16 protein-coding genes and 1 other RNA gene are annotated in these 25,151 nt (G+C 56.9%); 11 read left to right on the top strand and 6 right to left on the bottom strand.

Going from position 1 to position 25,151, the window contains the following annotated elements:
- Positions 1 to 88: 88 nt before the first annotated feature.
- Positions 89 to 1,549: a D-alanyl-D-alanine carboxypeptidase/D-alanyl-D-alanine-endopeptidase gene (dacB, locus tag AB3226_RS05060; RefSeq protein ID WP_123360038.1), complete on the bottom strand. Its 1,461-nt coding sequence runs from the start codon at positions 1,547 to 1,549 to the stop codon at positions 89 to 91.
- Positions 1,550 to 1,783: 234 nt separating this feature from the next.
- Between dacB and AB3226_RS05055 the strand changes: the two genes are divergently transcribed.
- A complete protein-coding gene (locus AB3226_RS05055) occupies positions 1,784 to 2,128 on the top strand; it encodes a YggL family protein (protein WP_007896965.1) in 345 nt (114 codons plus the stop codon).
- A gap of 84 nt (positions 2,129 to 2,212) precedes the next feature.
- Here the strand turns inward: AB3226_RS05055 and AB3226_RS05050 are convergent, their stop codons facing one another.
- The gene (locus tag AB3226_RS05050) at positions 2,213 to 3,403 is read right to left on the bottom strand and encodes a benzoate/H(+) symporter BenE family transporter (protein ID WP_367372265.1); all 1,191 of its coding nucleotides are present in this window, start codon (positions 3,401 to 3,403) and stop codon (positions 2,213 to 2,215) included.
- A gap of 359 nt (positions 3,404 to 3,762) precedes the next feature.
- Here AB3226_RS05050 and AB3226_RS05045 point away from each other — a divergent pair, with 359 nt between their 5' ends.
- Positions 3,763 to 4,527 (top strand): GntR family transcriptional regulator, encoded by a 765-nt coding sequence (locus tag AB3226_RS05045; RefSeq protein WP_253551663.1) that lies wholly within the window; start codon positions 3,763 to 3,765, stop codon positions 4,525 to 4,527.
- Positions 4,528 to 4,647: 120 nt separating this feature from the next.
- On the opposite strand, the gene guaD is transcribed toward AB3226_RS05045, so the two are convergent.
- The 4 genes from guaD to xdhA all read right to left on the bottom strand — a co-directional run bounded on the left by guaD (position 4,648) and on the right by xdhA (position 10,879).
- The gene (gene guaD / locus AB3226_RS05040) at positions 4,648 to 5,952 is read right to left on the bottom strand and encodes a guanine deaminase (RefSeq protein ID WP_367372264.1); all 1,305 of its coding nucleotides are present in this window, start codon (positions 5,950 to 5,952) and stop codon (positions 4,648 to 4,650) included.
- 27 nt (positions 5,953 to 5,979) lie between these two features.
- The gene (gene xdhC / locus AB3226_RS05035; protein ID WP_367372263.1) at positions 5,980 to 6,825 is read right to left on the bottom strand and encodes a xanthine dehydrogenase accessory protein XdhC; all 846 of its coding nucleotides are present in this window, start codon (positions 6,823 to 6,825) and stop codon (positions 5,980 to 5,982) included.
- A gap of 207 nt (positions 6,826 to 7,032) precedes the next feature.
- On the bottom strand, positions 7,033 to 9,432 hold the full coding sequence (gene xdhB, locus AB3226_RS05030; RefSeq protein ID WP_367372262.1) for a xanthine dehydrogenase molybdopterin binding subunit: 2,400 nt from the start codon (positions 9,430 to 9,432) through the stop codon (positions 7,033 to 7,035).
- Positions 9,425 to 10,879 carry a xanthine dehydrogenase small subunit gene (xdhA, locus tag AB3226_RS05025; RefSeq protein WP_367372261.1) on the bottom strand — a complete coding sequence of 485 codons (1,455 nt, stop codon included), beginning with the start codon at positions 10,877 to 10,879 and terminating at the stop codon, positions 9,425 to 9,427. The genes xdhB and xdhA overlap by 8 nt, the downstream gene beginning before the upstream one ends.
- A 266-nt stretch (positions 10,880 to 11,145) precedes the next feature.
- Here xdhA and AB3226_RS05020 point away from each other — a divergent pair, with 266 nt between their 5' ends.
- The 9 genes from AB3226_RS05020 (at position 11,146) to AB3226_RS04980 (ending at position 25,061) form a co-directional block, all read left to right on the top strand.
- Positions 11,146 to 11,805, top strand: a complete 660-nt coding sequence (locus tag AB3226_RS05020) for a GntR family transcriptional regulator (protein WP_258621038.1) — start codon at positions 11,146 to 11,148, stop codon at positions 11,803 to 11,805.
- 2 nt (positions 11,806 to 11,807) lie between these two features.
- Positions 11,808 to 15,296 carry a chromosome segregation protein SMC gene (gene smc, locus AB3226_RS05015; protein WP_367372260.1) on the top strand — a complete coding sequence of 1,163 codons (3,489 nt, stop codon included), beginning with the start codon at positions 11,808 to 11,810 and terminating at the stop codon, positions 15,294 to 15,296.
- 257 nt (positions 15,297 to 15,553) lie between these two features.
- Positions 15,554 to 16,402: a cell division protein ZipA gene (gene zipA, locus AB3226_RS05010; RefSeq protein WP_217858244.1), complete on the top strand. Its 849-nt coding sequence runs from the start codon at positions 15,554 to 15,556 to the stop codon at positions 16,400 to 16,402.
- Between the two features lie 235 nt (positions 16,403 to 16,637).
- Positions 16,638 to 18,995: an NAD-dependent DNA ligase LigA gene (gene ligA, locus AB3226_RS05005; protein WP_367372259.1), complete on the top strand. Its 2,358-nt coding sequence runs from the start codon at positions 16,638 to 16,640 to the stop codon at positions 18,993 to 18,995.
- Positions 18,996 to 19,149: 154 nt separating this feature from the next.
- The gene (locus AB3226_RS05000; RefSeq protein WP_367372258.1) at positions 19,150 to 20,313 is read left to right on the top strand and encodes a putative zinc-binding metallopeptidase; all 1,164 of its coding nucleotides are present in this window, start codon (positions 19,150 to 19,152) and stop codon (positions 20,311 to 20,313) included.
- 146 nt (positions 20,314 to 20,459) lie between these two features.
- Positions 20,460 to 20,556, top strand: an RNA gene (gene ffs, locus AB3226_RS04995) — signal recognition particle sRNA small type.
- A gap of 270 nt (positions 20,557 to 20,826) precedes the next feature.
- Complete coding sequence (locus AB3226_RS04990; RefSeq protein WP_367372257.1) at positions 20,827 to 22,092, top strand: hypothetical protein; 1,266 nt, start codon at positions 20,827 to 20,829, stop codon at positions 22,090 to 22,092.
- A 25-nt stretch (positions 22,093 to 22,117) separates the two neighbouring features.
- Complete coding sequence (locus AB3226_RS04985) at positions 22,118 to 22,822, top strand: DUF2971 domain-containing protein (RefSeq protein ID WP_367372256.1); 705 nt, start codon at positions 22,118 to 22,120, stop codon at positions 22,820 to 22,822.
- Between the two features lie 544 nt (positions 22,823 to 23,366).
- Entirely contained in the window at positions 23,367 to 25,061 is a 1,695-nt protein-coding gene (locus AB3226_RS04980; RefSeq protein WP_367372255.1) for an LA2681 family HEPN domain-containing protein, read from the top strand.
- The last annotated feature ends 90 nt before the right edge of the window (positions 25,062 to 25,151 follow it).

The following is a 25,151-nucleotide window of genomic DNA, read 5'->3' as shown; positions in this document are numbered from 1 at the left end:
CCCCTGTGGGAGCGAGCCTGCTCGCGATAGCGGTCTGTCTGTCACATGATCGTTCCCACGCTCTGCGTGGGAACGATCATGTTGAGGGTTACAACACCGAAGCCGTTTCCGGCAGTTTCGGCTGGCGATACAGATCCAGCAGCACCTGATCCAGCACCGAGGAGGCGCCAAACGGTGCCTTGTCGTTGAGGATCGCCACTACCGCCCAGGTATTGCCATTGATGTCGCGGCTGAAGCCTGAGATGGCGCGCACGGTATTCAGGGTGCCGGTCTTGACGTGGGCTTCACCGCGCATCGCGGTAGTCTTCAGGCGTTTGCGCATGGTGCCGTCGGTGCCGGCGATGGGCATCGAACTGATGAACTCGGCGGAATACGGGCTGCGCCAGGCGGCTTGCAGCATCGCGGCCATTTCACGGGCACTCACTCGCTCGGCACGGGACAGGCCGGAGCCGTTCTCCATCACCAAGTGCGGCGCAGTAATGCCTTTTCTTGCCAGCCACTGACGCACCACGCGCTGAGCGGCCTTGGCGTCGTCACCGTCGGCATCGGTGCGGAACTTCTGGCCCAGGCTCAGGAATAACTGCTGAGCCATGGTGTTGTTACTGTATTTGTTGATGTCGCGGATGATTTCCGCCAGGTCTGGCGAATAGGCCCGGGCGAGCACCTTGGCGTTGCTCGGCGTCGGTGCCAGACGATCCTGGCCCTGGATGCTGCCGCCCAGCTCCTTCCAGATCGCCCGCACGGCGCCGGCGGTGTAGGTCGCGTGGTCGAGCAGCGACAGATAGGTCTGGGAGCTGCAACCTTCGCCCAACTGGCCGCCAACGGTCACGGTGACGCTGCCATCAGCCTGAGGCACCGGGTTGTAGCGCACGCCACCGGTGCATTGCTTGGAGTTGAGCGCCTTGACCTGATTGTCGATGCGGATGCTGGCAATCGGCGGTTCGACCGACACCAGGACCTTGCCCGAGTCGTTGCGGGCCACGAAGCGCAGGGCCTTGAGGTTAACCAGCAGCGCGTCGGGTTTGACCAGGAACGGTTTGTTCTCGTCATTGCCGTCGTCGTTGAATTCAGGCAGTTGCGGTTGTACGAAGAAGCCGCGGTCCAGCACCAGGTCGCCGGTGACCTGGGTCACGCCGTTGGCGCGCAAATCGCGCATCAGCAGCCAGAGTTTTTCCATGTTCAGCTTCGGATCGCCGCCACCCTTGAGGTAGAGGTTGCCGTTGAGGATGCCACCGCTAAGGGTGCCGTCGGTGTAGAACTCGGTTTTCCACTGGTGGTTCGGGCCAAGCATTTCCAGCGCGGCATACGTGGTCACCAGCTTCATGGTCGAGGCCGGGTTAACCGAAACGTCAGCGTTATGAATGGTTGGGGTGCCCGGGCCATTGAGCGGGATCATCACCAGCGACAGGGCACTGTCCTGCAGTTTGCTGGCCTTGAGAGCCTTTTCGACGTTGGGCGACAGGGCGGTGTTGATCGAAGCGGCGGAAACGGGAAGGGCCAGGGGTAAAAGAAGACTGGCCAGCAGCAATGGACGCAAAGATTTGATCATCTGAAATAAAACCCTACAGCCGAGGGGAAAAAAGACGAGGGCATGGAAATAAATTCCCTCAGCGGTCATGAAAGTGTCGGCATTATGCCCCAAGGTGCAACAGCTTGTGCCTTACCCCGGTCGTCTAATCCGCTATTTTTTTACCGACGGTAGGTATAGCGCTGTTCCGAGGCGGGCAATCGGCGCCTTAAACTGCTAAAGTGCGGCCCGTTATTACTTATGAGGATTGTTCCAATGGCGACTAACCGTTCCCAGCGTCTGCGCAAAAAACTGTGCGTCGATGAATTTCAAGAGCTGGGTTTCGAACTGAACCTGGATTTCAAAGAAGATTTGGCTGATGAAGCCATTGATGCTTTCCTCGACGCGTTCCTGAAAGAAGCCATGGAAGCCAACGGTCTGGGCTATGTTGGCGGCGACGACTTCGGTCTGGTTTGCCTGCAGAAGCGTGGCTCGGTTTCCGAAGAGCAGCGTGCCGCTGTTGAAGCCTGGCTCAAAGGCCGCAGCGAACTGACCGAAGCAACCGTCAGCCCGCTGATCGACGTCTGGTACCCGGAAAAGCCGATCAATCCGGTAGCTTGATGTTCTAAAAAACGGCGACCCAAGGGTCGCCGTTTTTTTATGCCTGCTTTTTGTAGGCGCATGGCTTGGCCTGCGAAGGGCCCCTCAGGCCTTGCGCCAGTTCAGAATCAGCAGCGTCAACACCCCCGCCACAATCCCCCAAAATGCCGAACCGATGGAAAACAGCGTCAGCCCCGACGCCGTCACCATAAAGGTAATCAGCGCTGCTTCCCGTTCTTGCACTTGCGCCATGGCAATGCTCAACCCATTGATGATCGAGCCGAACAACGCCAGCGCGGCAATCGACAGCACCAACTCTTTAGGCAATGCGGCAAACAACGCCGCCAGCGTCGCGCCGAACACCCCGGCAATCCCGTAGAAAATCCCGCACCAGACGGCTGCGGTGTAGCGCTTGTTGCGATCTTCATGGGCATGCGGCCCGGTGCAGATCGCCGCGCTGATGGCCGCCAGGTTGATGCCGTGGGAGCCGAACGGCGCCAACAGCAACGAGGCGATGCCGGTGGTGGTGATCAGTGGCGAGGCCGGCACGTTGTAGCCGTCGGCGCGCAATACGGCGATGCCCGGCATGTTCTGCGAGGTCATCGCCACCACGAACAGCGGGATGCCGATGCTGATGGTCGCGGCCAGGGAGAAATGCGGCGTGGTCCAGACCGGCGTCGCGACTTCGAGGTGGAAGCCACTGAAATCCAGCAACCCCATGAACCCCGATAATGCTGTGCCGATCAACAGCGCGGCCAGCACGGCGTAGCGGGGTGACAGGCGTTTAACCACCAGATACGTGAAGAACATCCCCAGGACCAGCGCAGTACGGTGCTGGGCGGCGACGAAAATCTCGCTGCCGATCTTGAACAGAATCCCCGCTAGTAACGCCGCCGCCAATGAGGCCGGAATCTTTTTCACCAGCCGTTCGAAACTGCCGGTCAGGCCGCAGATGGTCACCAGCACTGCGCAAGTGATGTAGGCGCCGATGGCCTCGCCGTAGCTGACACCGCCCAGGCTGGTGATCAGCAACGCTGCGCCGGGGGTCGACCAGGCGATGGTGATCGGGGTGCGGTAGCGCAGGGACAAGCCGATCGAGCACACCGCCATGCCAATGGAGATCGCCCAGATCCACGACGAAATCTGCCCGCTAGTCAGGCCCGCTGCTTGCCCGGCCTGGAACATCAGCACCAGAGAACTGGTGTAGCCGGTCATCATGGCGATGAACCCGGCGACGATGGCCGAGGGGGATGTGTCAGTCAGGGGGCGAAGCTGCGTGTGCGTGGCGTCGGTCATGACAGCGGTGTTCCTTATTCATATGAGAATATCCGAACCAACGCTGAATCCTGTGGGAGCGTGGCTTGCCCGCGAAGGCGTAGTGTCAGTCGACGTCAATGCTGAATGACACGACGCCTTCGCGGGCAAGCCACGCTCCCACAAGGGATTGTGTTCAGGCTGCGGATTCTGCGTTCAAGCCTAAACTGAAAAGTAACCGGTCGTTGCAATACAGCGAGGGCGACAAACAGCCGTACAGTCGTGTTGCCACCGTCCATTGTGTACAATCGCGGTGTTTTTTACGCGATACTTGCCAGCGACCCACTGTGCCGTATTACAGTCACGGTCAATTCGCCGCAGTTCTCCCGACTCGAGTGCCCATGAACGAACAGTTGCAACCCCTCAAGAAACAACCGCGAGCAGGCAAAGCCGGCCGTAGCGGTACCCAGGACGATATTGTCTACGCGCATATCTTCGAGGCCATCCTCGAACAGCGTCTGGCGCCCGGCACCAAGTTGAGCGAAGAAGCGCTGGGGGAAATTTTCGGGGTCAGCCGCACCATCATTCGCCGCGCGCTGTCGCGTCTGGCCCATGAAGGTGTGGTGTTGCTGCGACCGAATCGCGGCGCGGTCGTCGCCAGTCCGAGTGTCGAAGAGGCCCGTCAGGTGTTTCTGGCGCGGCGTCTGGTGGAGCGGGCGATCACTGAATTGGCGGTTCAGCACGCCACCGCCGAGCAACTTCTCGAACTGCGGCAGATGGTCAACGACGAGCGCGACAGCTTTTCCCGTGGCGATCGTGGTGCCGGTATCCGTCTGTCCGGCGAGTTCCATTTGAAACTGGCCGAAGCGGCGAAAAACGCGCCGCTGATCAGCTTCCAGCGCAGCCTGGTGTCCCAGACTTCGTTGATCATTGCCCAGTACGAGAGCGGTAACCGTTCCCACTGTTCTTATGATGAACACACCCAGTTGATCGACGCGATCGAAGCGCGGGACGCGACGCTGGCGGTGGACCTGATGATGCATCACATGGACCACATCGACAGCAAACTCAACCTCGACGAAGAAAGTGCGTCGGATGATTTGCATGCGGTGTTTTCGCATTTGTTGCAGACCAAGAAGCCAGGGCGGCCGGTCGCGAAACTTTAAGTCAGACCGCATCGCTCCCATCGCGGGCAAGTCGAATCGTCGCACCGCGATGGCTTTGTGACAGGCAAAAAAATCCCCCGGGCTGTACGGCTACGGGGGATTTTTTATGCTTGGAGAAAACTAGCGCTGATGCACCAGATTCCCCGCCGCATACGTCTGCAACACCGTCCGGTCATCCCCCAGCGTCATCAATACAAACAACGTCTCGGCAATGTTATTGGCCTGTTTCAGGCGATAGCCGAGCAGTGGCGTGGCGTTGTAGTCCAGCACCAGGAAGTCCGCGTCGCTGCCCGGTTGCAAGGTACCGATCTTGTCTTCCAGGCGTAGCGCACGGGCGCCGCCGAGGGTGGCCAGGTACAGCGACTTGAACGGGCTCAGCCGCGCACCTTGCAGTTGCATGACTTTGTAGGCTTCGTTCAGGGTTTGCAGCAGCGAGAAACTGGTGCCGCCGCCGACGTCGGTACCGAGGCCGACATTGAGTTTGTGTTTCTCGGCCATCGGCAGATTGAACAGGCCGCTGCCGAGGAACAGGTTCGAGGTCGGGCAGAACGCAATCGCTGAACCCGTCTGCGCCAGTCGCGCACATTCGTCGTCGCACAGGTGCACGCCGTGGGCGAACACCGAGCGTTCGCCGAGCAATTGGTAGTGATCGTAGACATCCAGGTAGCCCTTGCGCTCCGGGAACAGCGCCTTGACCCACTCGACTTCCTTGAGATTTTCGCTGATGTGGGTCTGCATGTACAGATCCGGATATTCACTCAGCAACTGGCCGGCGAGGGTCAGTTGCTCCGGGGTGCTGGTCGGGGCGAAGCGTGGGGTGACCGCGTAGTGCAGGCGACCCTTGCCGTGCCAGCGCTCGATCAGCGCCTTGCTTTCGACGTAGCTCGATTCGGCGGTGTCGGTCAGGTAGTCCGGCGCGTTGCGGTCCATCATCACCTTGCCGGCGATCATCCGCAGGTCCAGCTGTTCGGCGACCTCGAAGAACGAATTCACCGATTGCGGATGCACGCTGCCGAACACCAGCGCAGTGGTGGTGCCGTTGCGCAGCAGTTCCTTGATGAAAATATCCGCGACTTCATCGGCGTGGGCCTTGTCGGCGAACTGGCTTTCGCATGGGAAGGTGTAGGTATTCAGCCAGTCCAGAAGCTGTTCGCCATAGGCGCCGACCATGCCGGTTTGCGGCAGGTGGATGTGGGTGTCGATGAAGCCCGGCGTGATCAGCGCGTCCTGATAATGAGTAATCTCGATGTCGGCCGGCAGGGTCGGCAGCAATTCGCTGGCGTGGCCGATGGCGCTGATCTGGCCGTTTTCGACCACCAGCAAGCCGTCTTCGAAATACTCATACGAGGCCTCGATGCCCACTTCGGCGGGGTCGGCGATGCTGTGCAGGAGGGCGGCGCGGTAGGCTTTGCGAGTCAGAGGCATGTGAGTTCTCAATTAGTTCGAAGCTTTTCAGTTCAAAGCTTGGCTGCGGCGTGAAACAGGCAGCAGTTTGGCGATCGATGATCCGGCGCTGGCAGTGTGCTGGCCGAAATTCGCGTTATAGGTAGCGATGATTTCACCGGCGATGGAGATGGCGATTTCCACAGGCAACTTGCCTTTGACTTCACCAATGCCCATCGGGCAGCGCATGCGTTGCAGCACGCTGCTGTCGAAACCGCGGTCACGCAAGCGATGTTCGAACTTCACTCGTTTGGTCTTCGAACCGATCAGGCCGAAGTAGGCAAAGTCGTTGCGTTTGAGGATCGCAGCAGTGAGTTCAAGGTCGAGTTGGTGGTTGTGGGTCATGACAATGCAGTAGCTGCCGGTGGGCAGATCATCCACTTCATCCAGCGGTTCTTCAGTGACGATTTTGCGCACGCCGTGGGGAATCTGTTCAGGGAATTCCGCTTCCCGGGAATCGATCCAGCGCACTCGGCAGGGCAGGCTGGCGAGCAGCGGCACCAGCGCTCGACCGACGTGGCCGGCGCCGAACACGGCAATCTGCGCCTGGACCTGGCCCATCGGTTCGAACAGCAATACGGTCACGCCGCCGCAGCACTGGCCCAGGCTGGCGCCGAGGCTGAAGCGCTCCAGATGGGTGTCCTGTCGGCCGCTGGCCAGCATCTCGCGGCCGATCTGCATGGCCTTGTATTCCAGATGCCCGCCACCGATGGTGTCGAACGTTTGCGTGGCGCTGATGACCATTTTCGAGCCGGCATTACGCGGCGTCGAGCCGAGCTCTTCGATGATGGTCACCAACACACAGGGTTCACCCCGGGTTTGCAGGTCGGCGAGGGCGTCGATCCAGTTGTACATATTTCACCTCAACATCTCTGTTGTCTGTTCGGGCCTCTTCGCGAGCAGGCTCGCTCCCACATTGGTTTTGCACAGGTCCTTCAATCTGCACCAATCCTGTGGGAGCCGGGCTTGCCCGCGATGGCGTCTTCGCGGGCAAGCCCGCTCCCACAGGGAATGCATTTCAAATGTGGGAGCGAGCCTGCTCGCGAATGGCCGCACCTCGGTCTAGAGCGAAGCCAGCTCGGTTTCAGCTTCCACGGCTTTCACCGCCCTCAACTGCCGCATCTGCTCACAGCCCCACAACACCCGCTCCGGGGTCGCCGGCGCGTCGATTTTCGGTTGATGCTGGTAGTCGCCCAAACTGGCCACGGCATCCTTGATCGCGCACCACGCGGCGATGCCGAGCATGAACGGCGGCTCACCCACGGCCTTGGAATGGAACACCGTGTCTTCCGGGTTCTTGCGGTTTTCCACCAGCTTCACCCGCAGGTCTAATGGCATGTCTGCCACCGCCGGGATCTTGTAGCTGGCCGGGCCGTTGGTCATCAGTTTGCCTTTGTTGTTCCACACCAGTTCTTCCATGGTCAGCCAGCCCATGCCCTGGATGAAACCACCCTCGACCTGACCGATATCGATCGCCGGGTTCAGCGAGTCGCCGACGTCGTGAAGAATGTCGGTGCGCAGCATCTTGTACTCGCCGGTCAGCGTGTCGACGATCACCTCGGCGCAGGCCGCACCGAAGGCGTAGTAATAAAACGGCCGACCACGGGCCTGACTGCGGTCGTAGTAGATTTTCGGGGTCTTGTAGAAGCCGGTGCTCGACAGCGAAACTTGAGCGAAATACGCCTGCTGGATCAGCGATTCGAAGGTGAGGATGTGATCGCGAACCCGCACGTGACCGTTGTGGAATTCCACGTCTTCTTCGCTGACCTTGTATTGCCGCGCGGCGAACTCCACCAGGCGTTTCTTGATGATTTCAGCCGCGTTTTGCGCCGCTTTACCATTGAGGTCGGCACCGCTCGAAGCAGCGGTTGGCGAAGTGTTCGGAACCTTGTCGGTGTTGGTCGCGGTGATCTGCACGCGGTCCATTTCCACCTGGAATACTTCAGCCACGACTTGCGCAACCTTGGTGTTCAGACCCTGGCCCATTTCGGTGCCGCCGTGGTTCAGGTGGATGCTGCCGTCGGTGTAGATGTGGATCAGTGCACCGGCCTGATTGAGGAAGCTGGCGGTGAAGGAAATACCGAATTTCACTGGGGTCAGCGCCAGGCCTTTTTTCAGGATCGGGCTGTTGGCGTTGTAGCGACGGATCGCTTCGCGACGTTCTGCATACTGGCTGCTTGCTTCCAGTTCGGCGGTCATTTCCTCGAGCATGTTGTGCTCGACGGTCTGGTAGTAATGGGTGACGTTGCGCTCGGTCTTGCCGTAATAGTTGGCCTTGCGCACCGCCAGTGGATCGAGGCCCAAATGTCGGGCGATCGCGTCCATCACTTCTTCGATGGCGACCATGCCTTGCGGGCCACCGAAACCACGGTAAGCGGTGTTCGACGCGGTGTTGGTCTTGCAGCGGTGACCGTTGATGGTTGCATCGCCCAGATAATAAGAGTTGTCGGCATGGAACATCGCGCGGTCGACAATCGATGCCGACAAATCCGGTGAGCAGCCGCAGTTGCCGGCCAGTTCCAGTGCAATGCCGTGCAGGCGGCCAGTGCTGTCGAAGCCCACGTCGTACTCGACGTAGAACGGGTGACGCTTGCCGGTCATCAGCATGTCTTCGACACGCGGCAGGCGCATTTTGGTCGGTTGACCGGTCAGGTGCGCTATCACTGCGCACAGGCATGCCGGGCTTGCCGCTTGAGTTTCCTTGCCGCCGAAACCACCGCCCATGCGGCGCATGTCGACGACGATTTTGTTCATCGACACGTCCAGTACTTCCGCCACCAGTTTCTGCACTTCGGTGGGGTTCTGGGTCGAGCAGTAAACGATCATGCCGCCGTCTTCGGTCGGCATCACCGAAGAGATCTGGGTTTCCAGATAAAAGTGCTCCTGGCCGCCGATGTGCAGCGTGCCTTGAATGCGATGCTCTGCAGTAGAAAGCGCGGTGGCCGAATCGCCACGCTGATGGGTATGACTGTCGAGCACAAAGTGGCGTTTGCGCAGAGCCTCAACCACATCCAGAACGGGTTCCAAATCTTCATATTCGATGATCGCGGCCATCGCTGCTTTGCGCGCGGTCTCCAGGTCTTTCGCCGCTACGGCGAGCACCGGTTGACCGACAAATTGCACGTCATCGATGGCCAGTAACGGATCGCCCGGCAGCAATGGACCGATGTCTTTCAGGCCCGGCACATCTTCGTGGGTGATGGCGATACGCACGCCTTCGAAGGCGTAGCAGGGCTTGGTGTCGATGCTGATGATTTTCGCGTGGGCGCGGTCGGACAGCCGTGCATAAACGTGCAGCTGATTGGGAAATTCCAGCCGATCGTCGATGTACTGCGCTTCACCAGACACGTGCTTGTCGGCGCTGTCGTGCTTGACGCTACGGCCGACACCGGTGGTCAGGTCCTTGGCGAACAATTCAGCCAGTTCGGCTTGGGTCTTCTCTACAGCGTGATGATTAGACATAAGCGGTCACCCGAGTCTCGATGTGCGGTGTTTGCAGTTCGATGAAGTATTTACGCAACAGGTTCTGCGCACTGAGCAGGCGATATTCCTTGCTGGCGCGGAAGTCCGAGAGTGGCGTGAAGTCTTCGGCCAATGCAGCGCAGGCGCGTTCGAGGGTGGCGTTGTTGAACGGTGCACCAACCAGGGCGGCTTCGCAGTGTTTGGCGCGTTTTGGAATGGCCGCCATGCCGCCGAAAGCCACGCGGGCGTCGGCGATCACACCGGTGTCGATGCGCAGGTTGAACGCGGCACAAACGGCGGAAATGTCATCGTCCAGACGCTTGGATACCTTGTAGGCGCGGAACAGTTGTTCAATGCTGGCGCGCGGCACGATGATCTTTTCGATGAACTCGCTTTCCTGACGCGCGGTGACCCGGTAATCGATGAAGTAATCTTCCAGGGCCATGGTGCGGCGGGTTTCGCCTTTACACAGGATGATCTGCGCGCCGAGGGCGATCAGCAGCGGTGGAGAGTCACCAATCGGCGAGGCGTTACCGATGTTGCCGCCGAGGGTGCCCTGGTTGCGGATCTGCAAGGAGGCGAAGCGTTGCAGCAATTCGCCGAAGTCCGGGTACTCGGCCTTCAAGGCGTCGTAGCAGTCGGAGAGGGTGGTAGCGGCGCCGATCTCCAGGCGATCGTCGAAGCGTTCGATGCGTTTCATTTCGGCGACGTTGCCGACGTAGATCATCACCGGCAAGGTGCGGTGGAACTGGGTGACTTCCAGCGCCAGATCCGTACCACCGGCCAGCAGGCGGGCCTGTGGATAAGCGTCGTAGAGGTCGGCCAGATCGGCCACGGTCAACGGCACCAGGCAGCGCTTGTCGCCACTGTTGAGTTCACCGATGTCTGTGGGAGCGATAGCTTTCAGGCGAGCGATAGTTTCCGCTTCGCGTGCATCGAACTGGTCGGGTTGTTTGCCGCAGCAGGATTGCTCGGCGGCGGCCAGGATCGGCCGATAGCCGGTGCAGCGGCAGAGGTTGCCGGCCAACGCTTCGTGGGCTTTATGGGCGTCGGGCTCGTCGCTGTTCTTTTGCAGCGCGAACAGCGACATCACGAAACCCGGCGTGCAGAAGCCGCACTGCGAACCGTGGCATTCAACCATGGCTTTTTGCACGCTGTGCAGCTCGCCTTGGTGCTTGAGGTCTTCGACGCTGATCAGTTGCTTGCCGTGCAAGGAGGAGACGAACGTCAGGCACGAATTGAGGCTGCGATAGCGAATATGTTCGCGGCCACCGTCGTCCGTCTGCAACTCGCCGACCACCACGGTGCAGGCGCCACAGTCGCCGCTGGCGCAGCCTTCTTTGGTGCCGGGCTTGCCCACATGTTCGCGTAGGTAATTGAGCACGGTCAGGTTCGGGTCCAGGGCGTGCTCGCTACGGAGTTCCTGGTTTAGTAAAAACTGGATCACGGAAGGCCTCGCAAACTCATTATTGTTGTTAACCGACATGAGCCGAATTTATCAGGTCTGACTTTTCGGTCAATGATTTTCTGACTTAAAGGTCAGGAAATGGCATTTTGTCGATCAACGACTCGTTCCTTCATTATTGACCCTCGCGGGATAGCTTGCCTTTTGCGTGAATCGTGCCAAAAACCGCTGGGTGGGCACTCCGCCATGACCCATCAATTGCGCTACACTGCGCCGCTTGTGCAGATCGAAGAGTTTGAAGGACAACCATGACGTTCAAGGCCCCGGACAGCCTCGCCGAGCAAATCGCTCACCACCTCGCCGAACGTATCATTCGCGGCGAAATGAAGCCGGGGGAGCGCATTCAGGAACAGAAGGTCACGCTGGCCCTTAATGTCAGCCGCGGTTCAGTCCGTGAGGCGTTACTGATTCTCGAGCGCCGCCACTTGATCGCGATTTTGCCGCGACGTGGCGCCCATGTGACTGAGCTCACGGCGCACAAGGTGCAGAGCCTGTGCACGTTGATGAGCGAGTTGTACATTTTGCTCGGCAATGCCGTGGCCAGCGGCTGGCAAGTCCAGGCCGACATGGTGCCGTTTCTGCAGATCCAGCAGCGCCTGACCGACAGCTACGAGCGCCAGGACATTCGCACGTTCGTCGACGACAGCTTCAGTGTGATGCGCGCCGCGTATCCGTTCGCCAACAACCCGTACTTGCAGGAAACCGTCGAGAATCTGCAGCCGGCCATGAGCCGCGCGTATTTCCTCGCGCTGGATCAGCGCAAGGCCTCGATGAGCGAGTTCCTCGAGCTGTTCGAGCGCTTGCTCGCCGCCGTGCTTGCCCGTGACTTTCCTCAGATCCGCGTGGTGCTGACGGCGTATGCCCAGCGCAGCTGCGATCTGGTGGTCTCTGCCCTGACGGTCGCTTAAGCGTGCGGCTCAAGTGCATTAAGCTGGCGGGGTTCAAATCCTTCGTCGATCCGACCACGGTGAACTTCCCCAGCAACATGGCGGCAGTGGTCGGGCCCAATGGTTGCGGCAAGTCGAACATCATCGACGCCGTGCGTTGGGTGATGGGCGAGAGCTCGGCCAAGAACTTGCGCGGCGAGTCGATGACCGACGTCATCTTCAACGGCTCGACCAGCCGTAAACCGGTGAGCCAGGCGAGCATTGAGCTGGTGTTCGATAACTCCGATGGCACCCTGCTCGGCGAATGGGCTGCCTATGCGGAGATTTCCATTCGCCGAAAAGTAACCCGCGACAGCCAGACCACCTACTACCTCAACGGCACCAAATGCCGCCGCCGCGATATCACCGACATCTTTCTGGGTACCGGCCTCGGCCCGCGCAGCTATTCGATTATCGAACAGGGGATGATCTCCAAGCTGATCGAATCCAAGCCCGAAGACCTGCGCAATTTCATCGAAGAAGCCGCCGGTATTTCCAAGTACAAGGAACGTCGGCGCGAGACTGAAAACCGTATTCGCCGCACCCATGAAAACCTTGCCCGCCTGACCGACCTGCGCGAAGAGCTCGAGCGTCAGCTTGAACGCTTGCACCGCCAGGCCGAGGCCGCCAAGAAGTATCAGGAATACAAGGGCGAAGAACGCCAGCTCAAGGCCCAGTTGTCGGGCCTGCGCTGGCAGGCGTTGAACGAACAGGTCGGCCAGCGCGAGTCGATCATCGGCACTCAGGAAGTCACCTTCGAAGCCCTGGTGGCCGAGCAACGCAATGCCGACGCGGCCATCGAACGCCTGCGTGACGGTCATCACGATCTGTCCGAGCGCTTCAATCTGGTGCAGGGGCGTTTCTATTCGGTCGGCGGCGACATCGCCCGGGTCGAGCAGAGCATCCAGCACGGTCAGCAGCGTTTGCGTCAGCTGCAGGACGACCTGAAGGAAGCCGAGCGCGCGCGGCTGGAAACCGAGTCTCACTTGGGCCACGACCGCACCTTGCTGCTGACCTTGGGCGAAGAGCTGGACATGCTCACGCCGGAACAGGAAGTCACCAGCGCCGCCGCCGAGGAAGCTGCTGCCGCGCTCGAAGAATCCGAAACCACCATGCACGGCTGGCAGGAGCAGTGGGACACCTTCAACCTCACTGCCGCCGAGCCACGCCGTCAGGCTGAAGTTCAGCAGTCGCGAATCCAGCAGCTGGAAACCAGCATGGAACGTTTGGCTGATCGCCAGAAGCGCCTTGGTGAAGAGCGCGCGTTGCTCTCGGCGGATCCGGAAGACGCGGCGATCATGGAACTCAGCGAGCAGTTGGCTGCGTCCGAGGCCACGCTCGAAGACTTGCAGGCCAGTGAAGAAGCTCAGGTTGAGCGTCTTGAACAACTGCGTCAGGAATTGCAACTAGCGCTGCAAAATCAGCAACAAGCCCAAGGTGATTTGCAGCGGCTCAACGGTCGACTGGCGTCGTTGGAAGCCTTGCAGCAAGCCGCGCTCGATCCCGGCACCGGCACTGCCGAATGGCTGCGCGAACAGCATCTGGCGGATCGTCCGCGTCTGGCCGAAGGCCTGAAGGTCGAGGCCGGTTGGGAGCTGGCGGTGGAAACCGTGCTCGGCGCCGACCTGCAAGCGGTGCTGGTGGATGACTTCGGTGATTTCGATCTGGCCGGGTTTGCCCAAGGCGATTTGCGCCTGCTCAGCTCGGCCAGCGATGGCGTGCGCATGCCCGGCAGTTTGCTCGACAAGGTCGAGGCGCAGATTGATTTGTCGCCATGGCTGGGGCAGGTCAAACCGGTCGACAGCCTTGAGCAGGCCTTGGCCTTGCGCGGGCAATTGGCCGCCGGGCAAAGCCTGATCAGCCGCGACGGTTACTGGGTCGGCCGACACTTTTTGCGCGTGCGCCGGGCCAGCGAGGCGGAAAGCGGCGTACTTGCCCGTGGCCAGGAAATCCAGCGGTTGGGCCTTGAGCGCGAAGAGCGCGAAGCCACGGTCGAAACCCTGGAAACCCAACTTCAGAATCTCAGGGCGCAACAGCGTCAGCAGGAAAACGGGCGCGAACATTTGCGCCGTCTGCTGCAAGACGAAGCCCGTCAGCAGGGCGAATTGAAAGCCCAGCTGTCCGCTGGCAAAGCCAAGGTCGAGCAGTTGACCCTACGCCGCACCCGTCTCGATGAAGAGCTCACCGAGCTGAGCGAGCAGCGGGCCCTGGAACACGAAAACATCGGCGAAGCGCGTCTGCAATTGCAGGAAGCCCTCGACAGCATGGCGCTGGACACCGAGCAGCGCGAGTTGCTGTTGGCTCAGCGCGACAGCCTGCGCGAGCGCCTCGACCGGGTGCGTCAGGAAGCCCGACAGCACAAGGATCATGCGCATCAACTGGCGGTGCGCCTCGGTTCGCTGAAGGCGCAACACGATTCCACTCGTCAGGCGCTGGAACGGCTGGAAATGCAGTCCGAGCGCCTGACCGAGAAGCGCGAACAGCTCAGCCTCAATCTGGAAGAGGGCGAGGCGCCGCTGGAAGAGCTGCGGCTGAAACTTGAAGAGCTGCTCGACAAGCGCATGACCGTCGACGAAGAGCTCAAGACCGCGCAAATCGCCATGGAAGACGCCGACCGCGAACTGCGCGACGCCGAAAAGCGCCGCACTCAGGCCGAGCAGCAATCCCATTTGATTCGCAGCCAACTCGAACAGCAGCGCATGGAATGGCAAGCGCTGACGGTGCGGCGCAAGACTTTGCAGGATCAATTGCTGGAGGACGGCTACGACCTGCACGGCGTACTCGCGACCTTGGTGGCCGAGGCCAACGAGAAAGACGCCGAAGAAGAACTCGAGCGTATTGCCGCGCGAATTCAGCGCCTCGGCGCGATCAACCTCGCGGCTATCGACGAATACCAGCAACAATCCGAGCGTAAACGTTATCTGGATGCTCAGAACGACGATTTGGTGGAAGCGCTGGACACGCTCGAGAACGTGATTCGCAAGATCGACAAGGAAACCCGAAACCGCTTCAAAGATACCTTTGATCAGATCAATGGTGGTTTACAGGCCCTTTTCCCAAAAGTTTTCGGTGGAGGACGCGCGTATTTGGAACTGACGGGCGAAGATCTACTCGATACAGGGGTGACGATCATGGCGCAGCCGCCAGGAAAGAAGAACAGCACCATCCATTTGCTCTCCGGTGGCGAAAAAGCCCTGACCGCATTGGCCCTGGTTTTTGCCATCTTCAAGTTGAATCCGGCGCCGTTCTGCATGCTCGATGAGGTTGACGCGCCATTGGATGACGCTAACGTTGGACGCTACGCACGGTTGGTCAAAGAGATGTCGCAGACGGTGCAGTTCATCTATATCACCCACAACAAGATTGCCATGGAAATGGCCGATCAATTGATGGGGGTGACGATGCACGAACCCGGTTGCTCGCGTCTGGTGGCAGTGGATGTGGAGGAGGCGATGGCCATGGTGGACGCCTGAATTATTGCTTGTAGGGCAGGTATTTTTGAGCTGTAGGGCTTTTTACCTGTCTTGACTTGCTGGCCAATCGACATAATTCGCGCAAGCCACTGTGACAGACGTGTAAAGTTGCCTTTGGTCGTGCTAGTTTAATGTCAATTTTTCGTATACGTGGGCAAAACGCCTGTCAGAACATAGAGTTGGCGCCACGTTTTAAAGCGGTTTACACAATGTAAACCCCTTATTTTTCAGCATTTTTTATAGAGGCACGGGATTACATGGAAATCGGTCTGCGCGAGTGGCTGATCGTCATCGGCATTATTGTCATTGCCGGTATTCTTTTCGATGGCTGGCGTCGCATGCGCGGCGGCAAGGGAAAACTGAAATTCCGTCTTGACCGAAGTTTGTCCAATTTGCCGGACGAGGACACCAGCGCCGAGCTGTTGGGCCCGCCCCGCGTGCTGGATAACCATAAAGAACCGCAACTGGACGAGCATGATCTGCCGTCGGTGAGCATGCCTGCCCGTGAACCGCGTGAATCGGGTTCCAAGCGCGGCAAGCGTGGCCATGGCGAGCCATCGCAAGGCGACTTGAACCTCAACCTCGACCTGGACGGCGGCCCGAGCTTCAATAGCCGTGACGATTTCCCGGATGACACCAAGCCCGCCAGCTCGGCCGAAAAAGATCAGCCGCAAGCCGAAGAAGTATTGGTGATCAGCGTGATCTGCCGCGACCCGGCCGGCTTCAAGGGCCCGGCACTGTTGCAGAACATTCTGGAAAGCGGTCTGCGTTTCGGCGAGATGGATATTTTCCACCGTCACGAAAGCATGGCCGGTAACGGCGAAGTCCTGTTCTCCATGGCCAATGCGGTCAAGCCGGGCGTCTTTGATCTGGATGACATCGATCATTTCAGCACCCCGGCGGTGAGCTTCTTCCTCGGTCTGCCAGGCCCGCGTCATCCCAAGCAAGCCTTCGACGTGATGGTGGCTGCAGCACGCAAACTGTCCCAGGAGCTGAACGGCGAACTGAAAGACGACCAGCGCAGCGTGCTGACCGCCCAAACGATTGAGCACTACCGTCAGCGCATCGTCGAGTTCGAGCGTCGTGCATTGACCCAGAAGCGCTGACTCGAATGACTGGGGCGGGCTCTTGTGGCGAGGGAGCTTGCTCCCGCTGGGTCGCGAAGCGGCCCCGTTCATTTCGGCAACTCCGCTTATTCAGATACACCGCATTAGCTGATTTTACGACGGCTTCGCCGCCGAGCGGGAGCAGCTCCCTCGCCACAGTGTCCACAGCTTTGCGCTACCGTATTTAAAAGATTGAGCAGCCTCGGCTGCTCTTTTGCTTTATGAGAGAACACCCATGACCGCCGCCAAAAACCGCATTCTAGAGCTGCGTGCCGAGCTCGATCAGCACAACTATCGCTACCACGTGCTGGACGAACCCAGCATCCCGGACGCCGAATACGATCGCCTGTTCCACGAGCTCAAGGCCCTCGAAGCGGCCCACCCCGAATTGATCACCAGCGACTCGCCGACCCAGCGTGTCGGCAGCGCGGCGCTGTCGGCGTTCACTCAGGTGCGTCATGAAGTGCCGATGCTCAGCCTCGGCAACGCCTTCGAAGAAACCGACATGCGCGAATTCGATCGCCGGGTGACGGACGGGCTGGACCTGCCGGTCGGCGACTTGTTTGGCAGTGGCGCAGTGGTGGAGTACAGCTGCGAACCCAAGCTCGATGGCCTGGCGGTCAGTCTGCTGTATCAGGACGGTGTGCTGGTGCGCGGCGCCACCCGCGGCGATGGCACCACTGGTGAAGACATCAGTGTCAACGTGCGCACCGTGCGCAATATCCCGCTCAAGCTGCATGGCACCGGCTGGCCGGCGACCCTGGAAGTGCGTGGCGAAGTCTTCATGTCCAAGGCCGGTTTCGAGCGGCTCAACGCCACACAACTGGAAGTCGGCGGCAAGACCTTCGCCAACCCGCGTAACGCGGCGGCGGGCAGTTTGCGGCAGCTGGATTCGAAGATCACCGCCAACCGTCCGCTGGAATTCTGCTGCTACGGCATCGGCCAGATTTCAGCCGATATTGCCGACACGCACATCGGCAATCTGCAGCAACTCAAAGCCTGGGGGATGCCGATCAGTCATGAGCTGAAACTGGCGCACGGCATCGAAGAATGCCTGGATTACTACCGCGACATCGGTGAGCGTCGCAATGCGCTCCAGTATGAAATCGACGGTGTGGTGTTCAAGGTCAACAGCATTGCTTCCCAGCGTGAACTGGGTTTCCGCGCTCGCGAACCGCGTTGGGCGATTGCCCACAAATTTCCGGCGATGGAAGAACTCACCGAATTGCTCGACGTGGAATTCCAGGTCGGTCGCACCGGTGCCGTGACGCCGGTGGCACGCTTGAAACCGGTCAGGGTTGCGGGCGTCACCGTGGCCAATGCGACCTTGCACAACATGGATGAAGTTGCACGGCTGGGCCTGATGATTGGCGATACGGTGATCATTCGTCGCGCCGGTGATGTGATTCCGCAAGTGGTGCAAGTGGTCACCGAACGCCGCCCGGAGAATGCCCGTCCGGTGCAGATTCCCGAGCAGTGCCCTGTCTGCGGCTCCCATGTCGAGCGCACGCAACTGGTCAAGCGCAGCAAGGGCCGCGAGACCATCAGCGAGGGCGCGGTGTATCGCTGCGTCGGGCGTCTGGCCTGTGGTGCGCAACTCAAGCAAGCGATCATTCACTTCGTTTCGCGCCGCGCCATGGACATTGAAGGTCTGGGCGAGAAGAGCGTCGAGCAACTGGTGGATGAAGGCCTGGTGAGTTCGCCGGCCGATCTTTACGCCCTGACTTTCGAGCAGATTGTTGACCTGGAAGGCTTTGCCGAGCTGTCGAGCAAGAACCTGCTCAGTGCAATCGAAGACAGCAAGCAGCCGAGCCTGGCACGGTTCATCTACGCCTTGGGCATTCCCGATGTCGGCGAAGAGACGGCCAAGGTCCTCGCGCGCTCTCTCGGCTCGCTGGTGCGGGTTCAGCAGGCGTTGCCGCAAGTACTCACGTACTTGCCGGATGTCGGGCTGGAAGTGGCTCACGAGATTCACAGCTTCTTTGAAGACGCGCATAACCAGCAGGTGATCAAGGATCTGCTCAAGCATGGCCTGCAGATTCAGGATCAGAGCGATCTGGGCGCCGAGTTTGCTGCCAGTACCACGCTGGGCGGCTTGCTCGATAAGTTGCACATTCCGTCGGTCGGGCCGGGCGGGGCGCAGAAGCTTGCGGACAAGTTCGGCTCGCTCGAAGCGGTGATGAGTGCTGATTGGCTGGACATGCGTCAGGCGCTGCCGGAGAAACAGGCGACTTCGGTTCGCGAGTTCTTTGCGGGCACGGAAAATCGTCAGGTTGCCGAGGCCGCCGAAAAGCAGCTGCGTGATTTCGGCATGCATTGGCAGAGCGAGAAAAAGGTCGTCGAAGGGTTGCCGCTGGCCGGGCAGACTTGGGTGCTGACCGGTTCGCTGGAGCTGATGAGTCGCGATGTCGCCAAGGACAAACTTGAAAGCCTTGGCGCCAAGGTGGCCGGTTCCGTGTCGGCCAAGACCCATTGCGTGGTCGCCGGCCCGGGCGCGGGGTCGAAGCTGGCCAAGGCCAATGAGCTGGGGTTGAAGGTGCTGGATGAAGAGGCGTTTGTCGGGTTTCTTGGCAAGCACAATATTTCGGTTTAACTGATCGTTCCCACGCTCTGCGTGGTAACGCATCCCGTGACGCTCTGCGTCACAGCGGACGCGGAGCGTCCGGGGCGGCATTCCCACGCAGAGCGTGGGAACGATCACGGTAAAAGAATGATCTAGTCTTGGCAGGCCCCAGGGAGAGATCGCCATGTACCGCTTCTTCGAACAGCTCAGTTCACGCATCGCCGCGCCCTTCATGGGTGAGCGTTTGCGCAACAGCAAGGTCTGGCATTGCCGTTGTGGGCAGTCGCTGTTCTTTCGCAACAGTCAGTGCCTGGCCTGTTCGGCAGCGCTGGGCTATCAGCCGCAGCAGAGTCGCTTGTCTTCGTTGCAACCTGGCCCACAAGTGGATACCTGGTTGCTCGACGCCGGTCCCGACGCCGGTGTGTTCCGCCGCTGCGCCAATCTCGACTCTCCGGCCGCCTGCAACTGGCTGCTGCCGGCCAATGATCACGATGCGTTATGCATTGCCTGTAGCCTGAATCGCACCATCCCCGACCTGGCGATCCCCGAGAACCACGAGCGCTGGCGCAAAGTGGAAATCGCCAAGCGTCGGCTGGTGGCGCAGCTGATCAGCCTGGGCTTGTCAGTCATTCCGAAATCCATGGATGAAGACATCGGCCTGGCCTTCGACTTCATCGGTATCGACCTCGAAGGCAAACCGCCGACCACCGGGCATGCCAACGGTCTGATCACCCTCGATATCAAGGAAGCCGACGACGCCCATCGCGAGCAGGTTCGCGTGCAGATGCACGAACCTTATCGCACGCTGCTCGGGCACTTTCGTCACGAGGTCGGGCATTACTACTGGGACCGCTTGGTCGCCAACAGTCATTGGCTGGAACCGTTCCGCGCTCTGTTCGGTGATGAGCAAGCAAGTTATGCCGAGGCCCTTGAGCGGCATTATCAGCAAGGCGCACCGCTCGACTGGCAGCAACATTACGTCAGCGCCTACGCCACCATGCACCCCTGGGAAGACTGGGCCGAAACCTGGGCTCACTACCTGCACATGATGGATGCAGTAGACACCGCCCTGGGTTTTGGCATGAGTGCGCAGGAAATGGATTTCGATTACCAGCCGTTTCCGCCGAGCACGCTATTCGACCCGCAGCACCCCGGCGGCCCGGCGTTCCTGTCATTCGTCAACGCATGGATCGAGCTGGCCGGCATGCTCAACGAATTGTCACGCAGCATGGGCCAGCCGGATTTCTATCCGTTCGTCCTGCCGCCGGCGGTGATTGCCAAACTGCACTTCATTCACCTGGTGATCCAGCAAGAGGGCGGCAGGGCGGATGAGGTGTTGGCGCAATAGGATCAACATACAGGGGTGGGGTTTCAAGGCCGGCGCATGTCCTTGAAGCGGCTCATATTTTTTAATCCGCTCGAACGGTTGTAACTTCGTCTCAGATAGGTACAATGGCGCGGCTCGCCGTCAGGTGAGCGTCGTTATGGTGACCCCATCGGTCCCCCCGCAACGATTACCCGTGAACCTGGTCAGACCCGGAAGGGAGCAGCCACAGCGGGAACATTGTGTGCCGGGGTGTGGCTGGTGGGGTTGCCTCCTATCTCTAAGTCCTTGATTCTGCAAGGATTTATCAGTCAAAAATCTCGAAGTGTGACAGCGATTAGTGACACCCAAGTGGTGCACTGTGCTGGCAATGCTACCGTGTGTATCTTCATCCGCCAATAAAATCCAATATTTCGCTCTGTGGGCGAGCTGCGGGCTGCTGTGCGCCTTCTCTGAAGAAACCTGAATCCTCCATGATGACTAATTGACATTATCAACACTTGCTGATGATAATTCATTTGACTTGGGGGGAGCTGTATGATTAAGGAAGGGCAGGTTGTAGAGTTACTAATACGTTGCGAAGAGATAACAGGGCAGCGACTTGAGCAGGTTCGTGGAAATTTAAGTCGAGCTGAAACTAGATCTGCAGCGATATGGGAACTTCTAGCTCTTGATGCTAGCACGGAACTTGGAACTGTAGAGTATGAGCCTCATGCAGATGGGAGCCCAGATATAAGGGTGACGCTGCCAAGCGGTGAGAAAGTTTGGATTGAAGTTGCATTCCTTTATCCGCGCTTTTGGAAAGAGGAGCGTCAATCATTCGAGGTGTCACAGTGGCTAAGAGAAGAAGCTAAAAAACGTGGTATTGACGGTTTTAAGATATCGTGCAGGTTTGATGGGGTTGCCTCTCGGTCTGGGTTTATTAGAAAACTTCCCCGGCAGCAGGAGAAAAATGAGTTTTTAAAATCAGAACTCGTCAGCAGTTTCTTCTCTCAGGTGTCGGCCAATAAGAGTGAAAAATCATCTTTTATCCATCCTGACTATACACTTGCTGTGGTTTATTCACCTGAGTCCAATGGCGGAGGTGGCGGAGGGCTAGTCCAAGAGGCACCTAAGCATTATAAAGAGCACGCCCTATACAGGATTGTGAAAACGAAAGCTCGCCAGCACGACGTATCGGGAGTTCGGCTTCTTTGCATAGGAACAGATCAAAGCAACGCACTGTCTGACTTCGTAGCGCCCAATGTCGTTACACCTGCAAATGCGCTTCATTATGCTTTCAAGGAAACATCAGCTATCAGCGGTGTGATTACTGTAAGTATTGAAAGCAGGGTGCAAGGAATTAGCGGGACTACTCGGGATGCTAGGGCAAAAATTTATTATAATGAAAATGCTAAGGTGCATCCGAGCAGTCCAGATAAGGAAGTCATTTCAAAGTTAAATTTTAATCGGTGGAAGTATCATTATCCTCTTACGAAGTACGATACTCCGTCCAATGGTATGAGTCGAAAGCTAGGAGGGAAGTTAACTGTGTCTACATCCAATAAAGGCGGTACGCTTAAAATCCCTTCCACGATGTTGCTCGAGGTATTGGCTGGGAGAATATCGCTTAATCAGGAATACGATCTTTCAATTTCGCATCTGCTTTCGGGTGATTATCGTATAACGTCATCGTCGCTAGAATCTGGAAGTCCCGAGTCTGGAGAGGCTCCGCGCATTGTGTTTGAGTTTGAGCTTGACTTTGATGCTGTTTTTGAGCGAACGAGACCGTCCAAGCAAGGGGATTCAGGCGGCAGTGTATGAATAGGACGGCTGGCATGGGGGGGGCATGACTTCAAAATCGAAGATCAAGCGTTTGTATCGAATTATGGACTTTAGTCGTGTTGTGCAAATCTTCGAAAAAGGGGAAATATACTTTGCCAAGCCTAGTATGTGGGACGACCCGTATGAGCAACGCATAAGACACGCTAAGGACCATGCGATTTTCGCTCAATGTTGGGGGCAGACACCAATCTCAGATGCGATGTGGAGAATCTACTCCCAGCATGGCACAGGGGTGAGGATCTCTACCACGGTAGATAAACTAACAGAGGTTATGAAGTCAGCCTGTAGGTTGCATGGGTACAAGCGAAGACTCGATAGGGTTGAGTATAAGACACAAAAAGAGATTGATGAGTTAACAAGAAGTGTAGCTGCTGAGTTGAGGGAAGGTTTTGATATCGGCAGGGCGACAGATGTGCTTTATATGAAGCGTGATGCGTTTAGTCATGAAACGGAGTGGAGAGCTGCGCTCTTTACGCCAGAAGCAAGCCGTGAGGTCGAAAAGAGCGGTATCACCATTAAAGTTGACCCGCATGATTTTATTGAGCGGATTCTTCTGGATCCTAGAGCTCCGGAAGAACTGGTTGGAGCATTTGAGTTTTATTTCAAGAACAAGTTGGGGTTCAAGGGGAGTGTTGCGCGGTCCGTGCTTTATAAAGTTCCTGATACATATGTGGTAGAGGATAACTCTATCGGTGTTGATGATCTTTAAGGTTGAAATTTTAAGTCTGCTGCGGGTCTTATATTTCGTTGTGTCAAAGGTGCAGGTTTTTGTTTATTACACTCCCGCTTTTTCCCTGAAATAAGAGTTTGCAATCAGTGTTCAATCACATGTTGATGGTGCTAAAAGTCCGTGGATATTCAGCTAGCCGGTTTAAATGGGTCCGGTTCTGTAGAAGACCACCCGTCGTTACTTTCCAAGGATCCTTATGACTTGGCACGCATGGCGATAGCGGACCACGACTTATCGAATTCGCCATCCATTGTAGACAAATTGAAAATTGCCATTCGCGCATATACTGTGCGCACGCACAGTATTTGGTGTGCCGTGTGATGGATGATGATTTGATTGATGATTCTGGGTTTGAGCTCGGTCTTCCTTCTCGCGAGGAAATGCTCAATCATCAATGTGATTTGCTATGCTCTGAATTGGACTTGACGCGGCGTGACCTTCGGCTACGCAGACGTGCAATGAGCCATTAGTGCTACCCTGGACGGGTTACTTATAAGTCGAATTCATAGGGCGGGTGAGTTAAATGGACGAACAAATCCTCAGCTACAAAAATGTTGAGCGAATCAGCAAAAAGATGGATGAATACATAGATGATAATAATGCAGGTCTTGAGAAATATTGTCGAATACAACACGATAAAAAATGCGAAAGTCCATTTCTTGCAGCACAACTATACTATGTAATTGGTACCGGCTACTCTGCCGTGCATTTTAACAATATACAAAAAGATTGGTATTCTTCAAGCATAAGCAATGCTGTGTATTTTTTAAGAAAGGCATTGCATGAGTTGAAAGACTTTAAATCTGAATACTACAAAGTTGAAGTTGGTAGTAAGACCATACTGCTGAGCTTTGCAGAGCTATACTCACGGATAAATATAAATGTTGCGAACTACCTAGCCGAGCAGTATCGGCATATCGAAGCATTAGAGTTTTACGATAGAGCAATAGCAATGCAAAATGCCTTTGGACTTGCTACCAAAGCCCATTGCCTGATAAAGTTGAATAAAAATGTTTGCGACGAAAATGCTAGCTTCTTCTTTTCAAAAGAGATATATAAACTCATAAAAAAATCAATGCTGGCTGACAGCCAAACAATAGAGGGTGACGAAGAGCAATTTGTAAGTTTGAAAGCGCGCCTCGAATCATATTTGCCATATTTTGAAGGTAAGTACCCGGATTACATCGGCTTAGATCATTCGGATACGCATAGGGAAACCTTCAAGAACGCTAAGCATAAATCGTATTTGGATTGGGTAGGGGTAAATAAACTTTTTTTGAATATGTCTAATATCGTAATCACTAAGGAATATGCGTACGAGGATTGTTTAAGTCTTCCATCTTTTTCTGGAAAGCTCAATCCGCTGCTGCTAGCGAGTGAGGAGCTTGCGTTTCATGCGCACTTCGACGAAATGAAAGATACATATTGCTACGCAAGATATACTTATTTTGCAGCGTTAAAAACTCCGTGCGATGCTGATCATTTCTATAACTCAACATACAAGCAAGTGAATAGCCTGGACTATTCGATAAATAGCTTTAAAACGAATAACTATAAAACTGCCCTCAGGTGCTTGTATTCATTGCTAGATAAAATAGCTTTTTTTACCTATAAGTTCTATGGGGTGAGCATTGATGAGCTGGAGGAGCACGAAGTAAGTATAAAGACTATTTTTGTGTCGAATAAGAAGCCAGCGGCATGGTTAGCAGAAATGAGAAACCCGTTCCTTTCGGCTCTATATTTTTTGAGCAAAGACATTAACGACGTAAAACGGCCAGGAAAGAGGGGCCAAATAAAGAACTCCGATGAGGCGCTTTATCTCTCAGAAACTACATTCCCGGCTGCAAATCAAATCAACCAAATACGAAATGCTCTTGAACATAAGTCCTTAAAGATTGTAGATGGTTTCGGATATGAGCTATCTCAAAGGCACTGCTACTCAAAAAATACCCTTGAGGAGGCAATCAAGGAAATAGAGAGTCTAGATGAGTCGTCAGACGAATATCAGGCGCTTAATGGTCATATAGATGAAAAATCGAGATTGCAGTCTTTTCATTTGGCCGTTTCCGTTGAGCATATCGAAGAACAGCTTTTAGAGCTAATTAAGTTGTCTAGAAACGCATTGATATATCTAGCCCTTTCCATCCAGCACCATGAAAGCAACAAGCCAAACGATGGTGATTCGATCCTGTTGGAACGTGATGTGCCTTACATCTGAAGAACGCACGCGGCCTAGATACGGATGCGTTGGCGATCTTCACGCCATCTTTGTACACGCCAGTTTGCCTGGCCTACTTTGATGCGCACC

It is taken from the genome of Pseudomonas lini (genome assembly GCF_964063345.1).
GTDB classification, from domain to species: domain Bacteria; phylum Pseudomonadota; class Gammaproteobacteria; order Pseudomonadales; family Pseudomonadaceae; genus Aquipseudomonas; species Aquipseudomonas lini_B.
The sequence above is the reverse complement of the archived record's forward strand: the minus strand, read 5'-3'. Positions and strand labels throughout refer to the sequence as shown.

Bases quoted from the DNA above. Each gene is read 5' to 3' on its own strand.
- AB3226_RS04980 (WP_367372255.1), top strand. From the start codon at position 23,367: ATGGACGAACAAATCCTCAGCTACAAAAATGTTGAGCGAATCAGCAAA.
- xdhB (WP_367372262.1), bottom strand. From the start codon at position 9,432: ATGTCTAATCATCACGCTGTAGAGAAGACCCAAGCCGAACTGGCTGAA.
- dacB (WP_123360038.1), bottom strand. From the start codon at position 1,549: ATGATCAAATCTTTGCGTCCATTGCTGCTGGCCAGTCTTCTTTTACCC.
- AB3226_RS04985 (WP_367372256.1), top strand. From the start codon at position 22,118: ATGACTTCAAAATCGAAGATCAAGCGTTTGTATCGAATTATGGACTTT.
- AB3226_RS05050 (WP_367372265.1), bottom strand. From the start codon at position 3,403: ATGACCGACGCCACGCACACGCAGCTTCGCCCCCTGACTGACACATCC.
- AB3226_RS05020 (WP_258621038.1), top strand. From the start codon at position 11,146: ATGACGTTCAAGGCCCCGGACAGCCTCGCCGAGCAAATCGCTCACCAC.
- AB3226_RS05055 (WP_007896965.1), top strand. From the start codon at position 1,784: ATGGCGACTAACCGTTCCCAGCGTCTGCGCAAAAAACTGTGCGTCGAT.
- AB3226_RS05045 (WP_253551663.1), top strand. From the start codon at position 3,763: ATGAACGAACAGTTGCAACCCCTCAAGAAACAACCGCGAGCAGGCAAA.
- zipA (WP_217858244.1), top strand. From the start codon at position 15,554: ATGGAAATCGGTCTGCGCGAGTGGCTGATCGTCATCGGCATTATTGTC.
- AB3226_RS05000 (WP_367372258.1), top strand. From the start codon at position 19,150: ATGTACCGCTTCTTCGAACAGCTCAGTTCACGCATCGCCGCGCCCTTC.
- xdhC (WP_367372263.1), bottom strand. From the start codon at position 6,825: ATGTACAACTGGATCGACGCCCTCGCCGACCTGCAAACCCGGGGTGAA.
- ligA (WP_367372259.1), top strand. From the start codon at position 16,638: ATGACCGCCGCCAAAAACCGCATTCTAGAGCTGCGTGCCGAGCTCGAT.
- AB3226_RS04990 (WP_367372257.1), top strand. From the start codon at position 20,827: ATGATTAAGGAAGGGCAGGTTGTAGAGTTACTAATACGTTGCGAAGAG.
- guaD (WP_367372264.1), bottom strand. From the start codon at position 5,952: ATGCCTCTGACTCGCAAAGCCTACCGCGCCGCCCTCCTGCACAGCATC.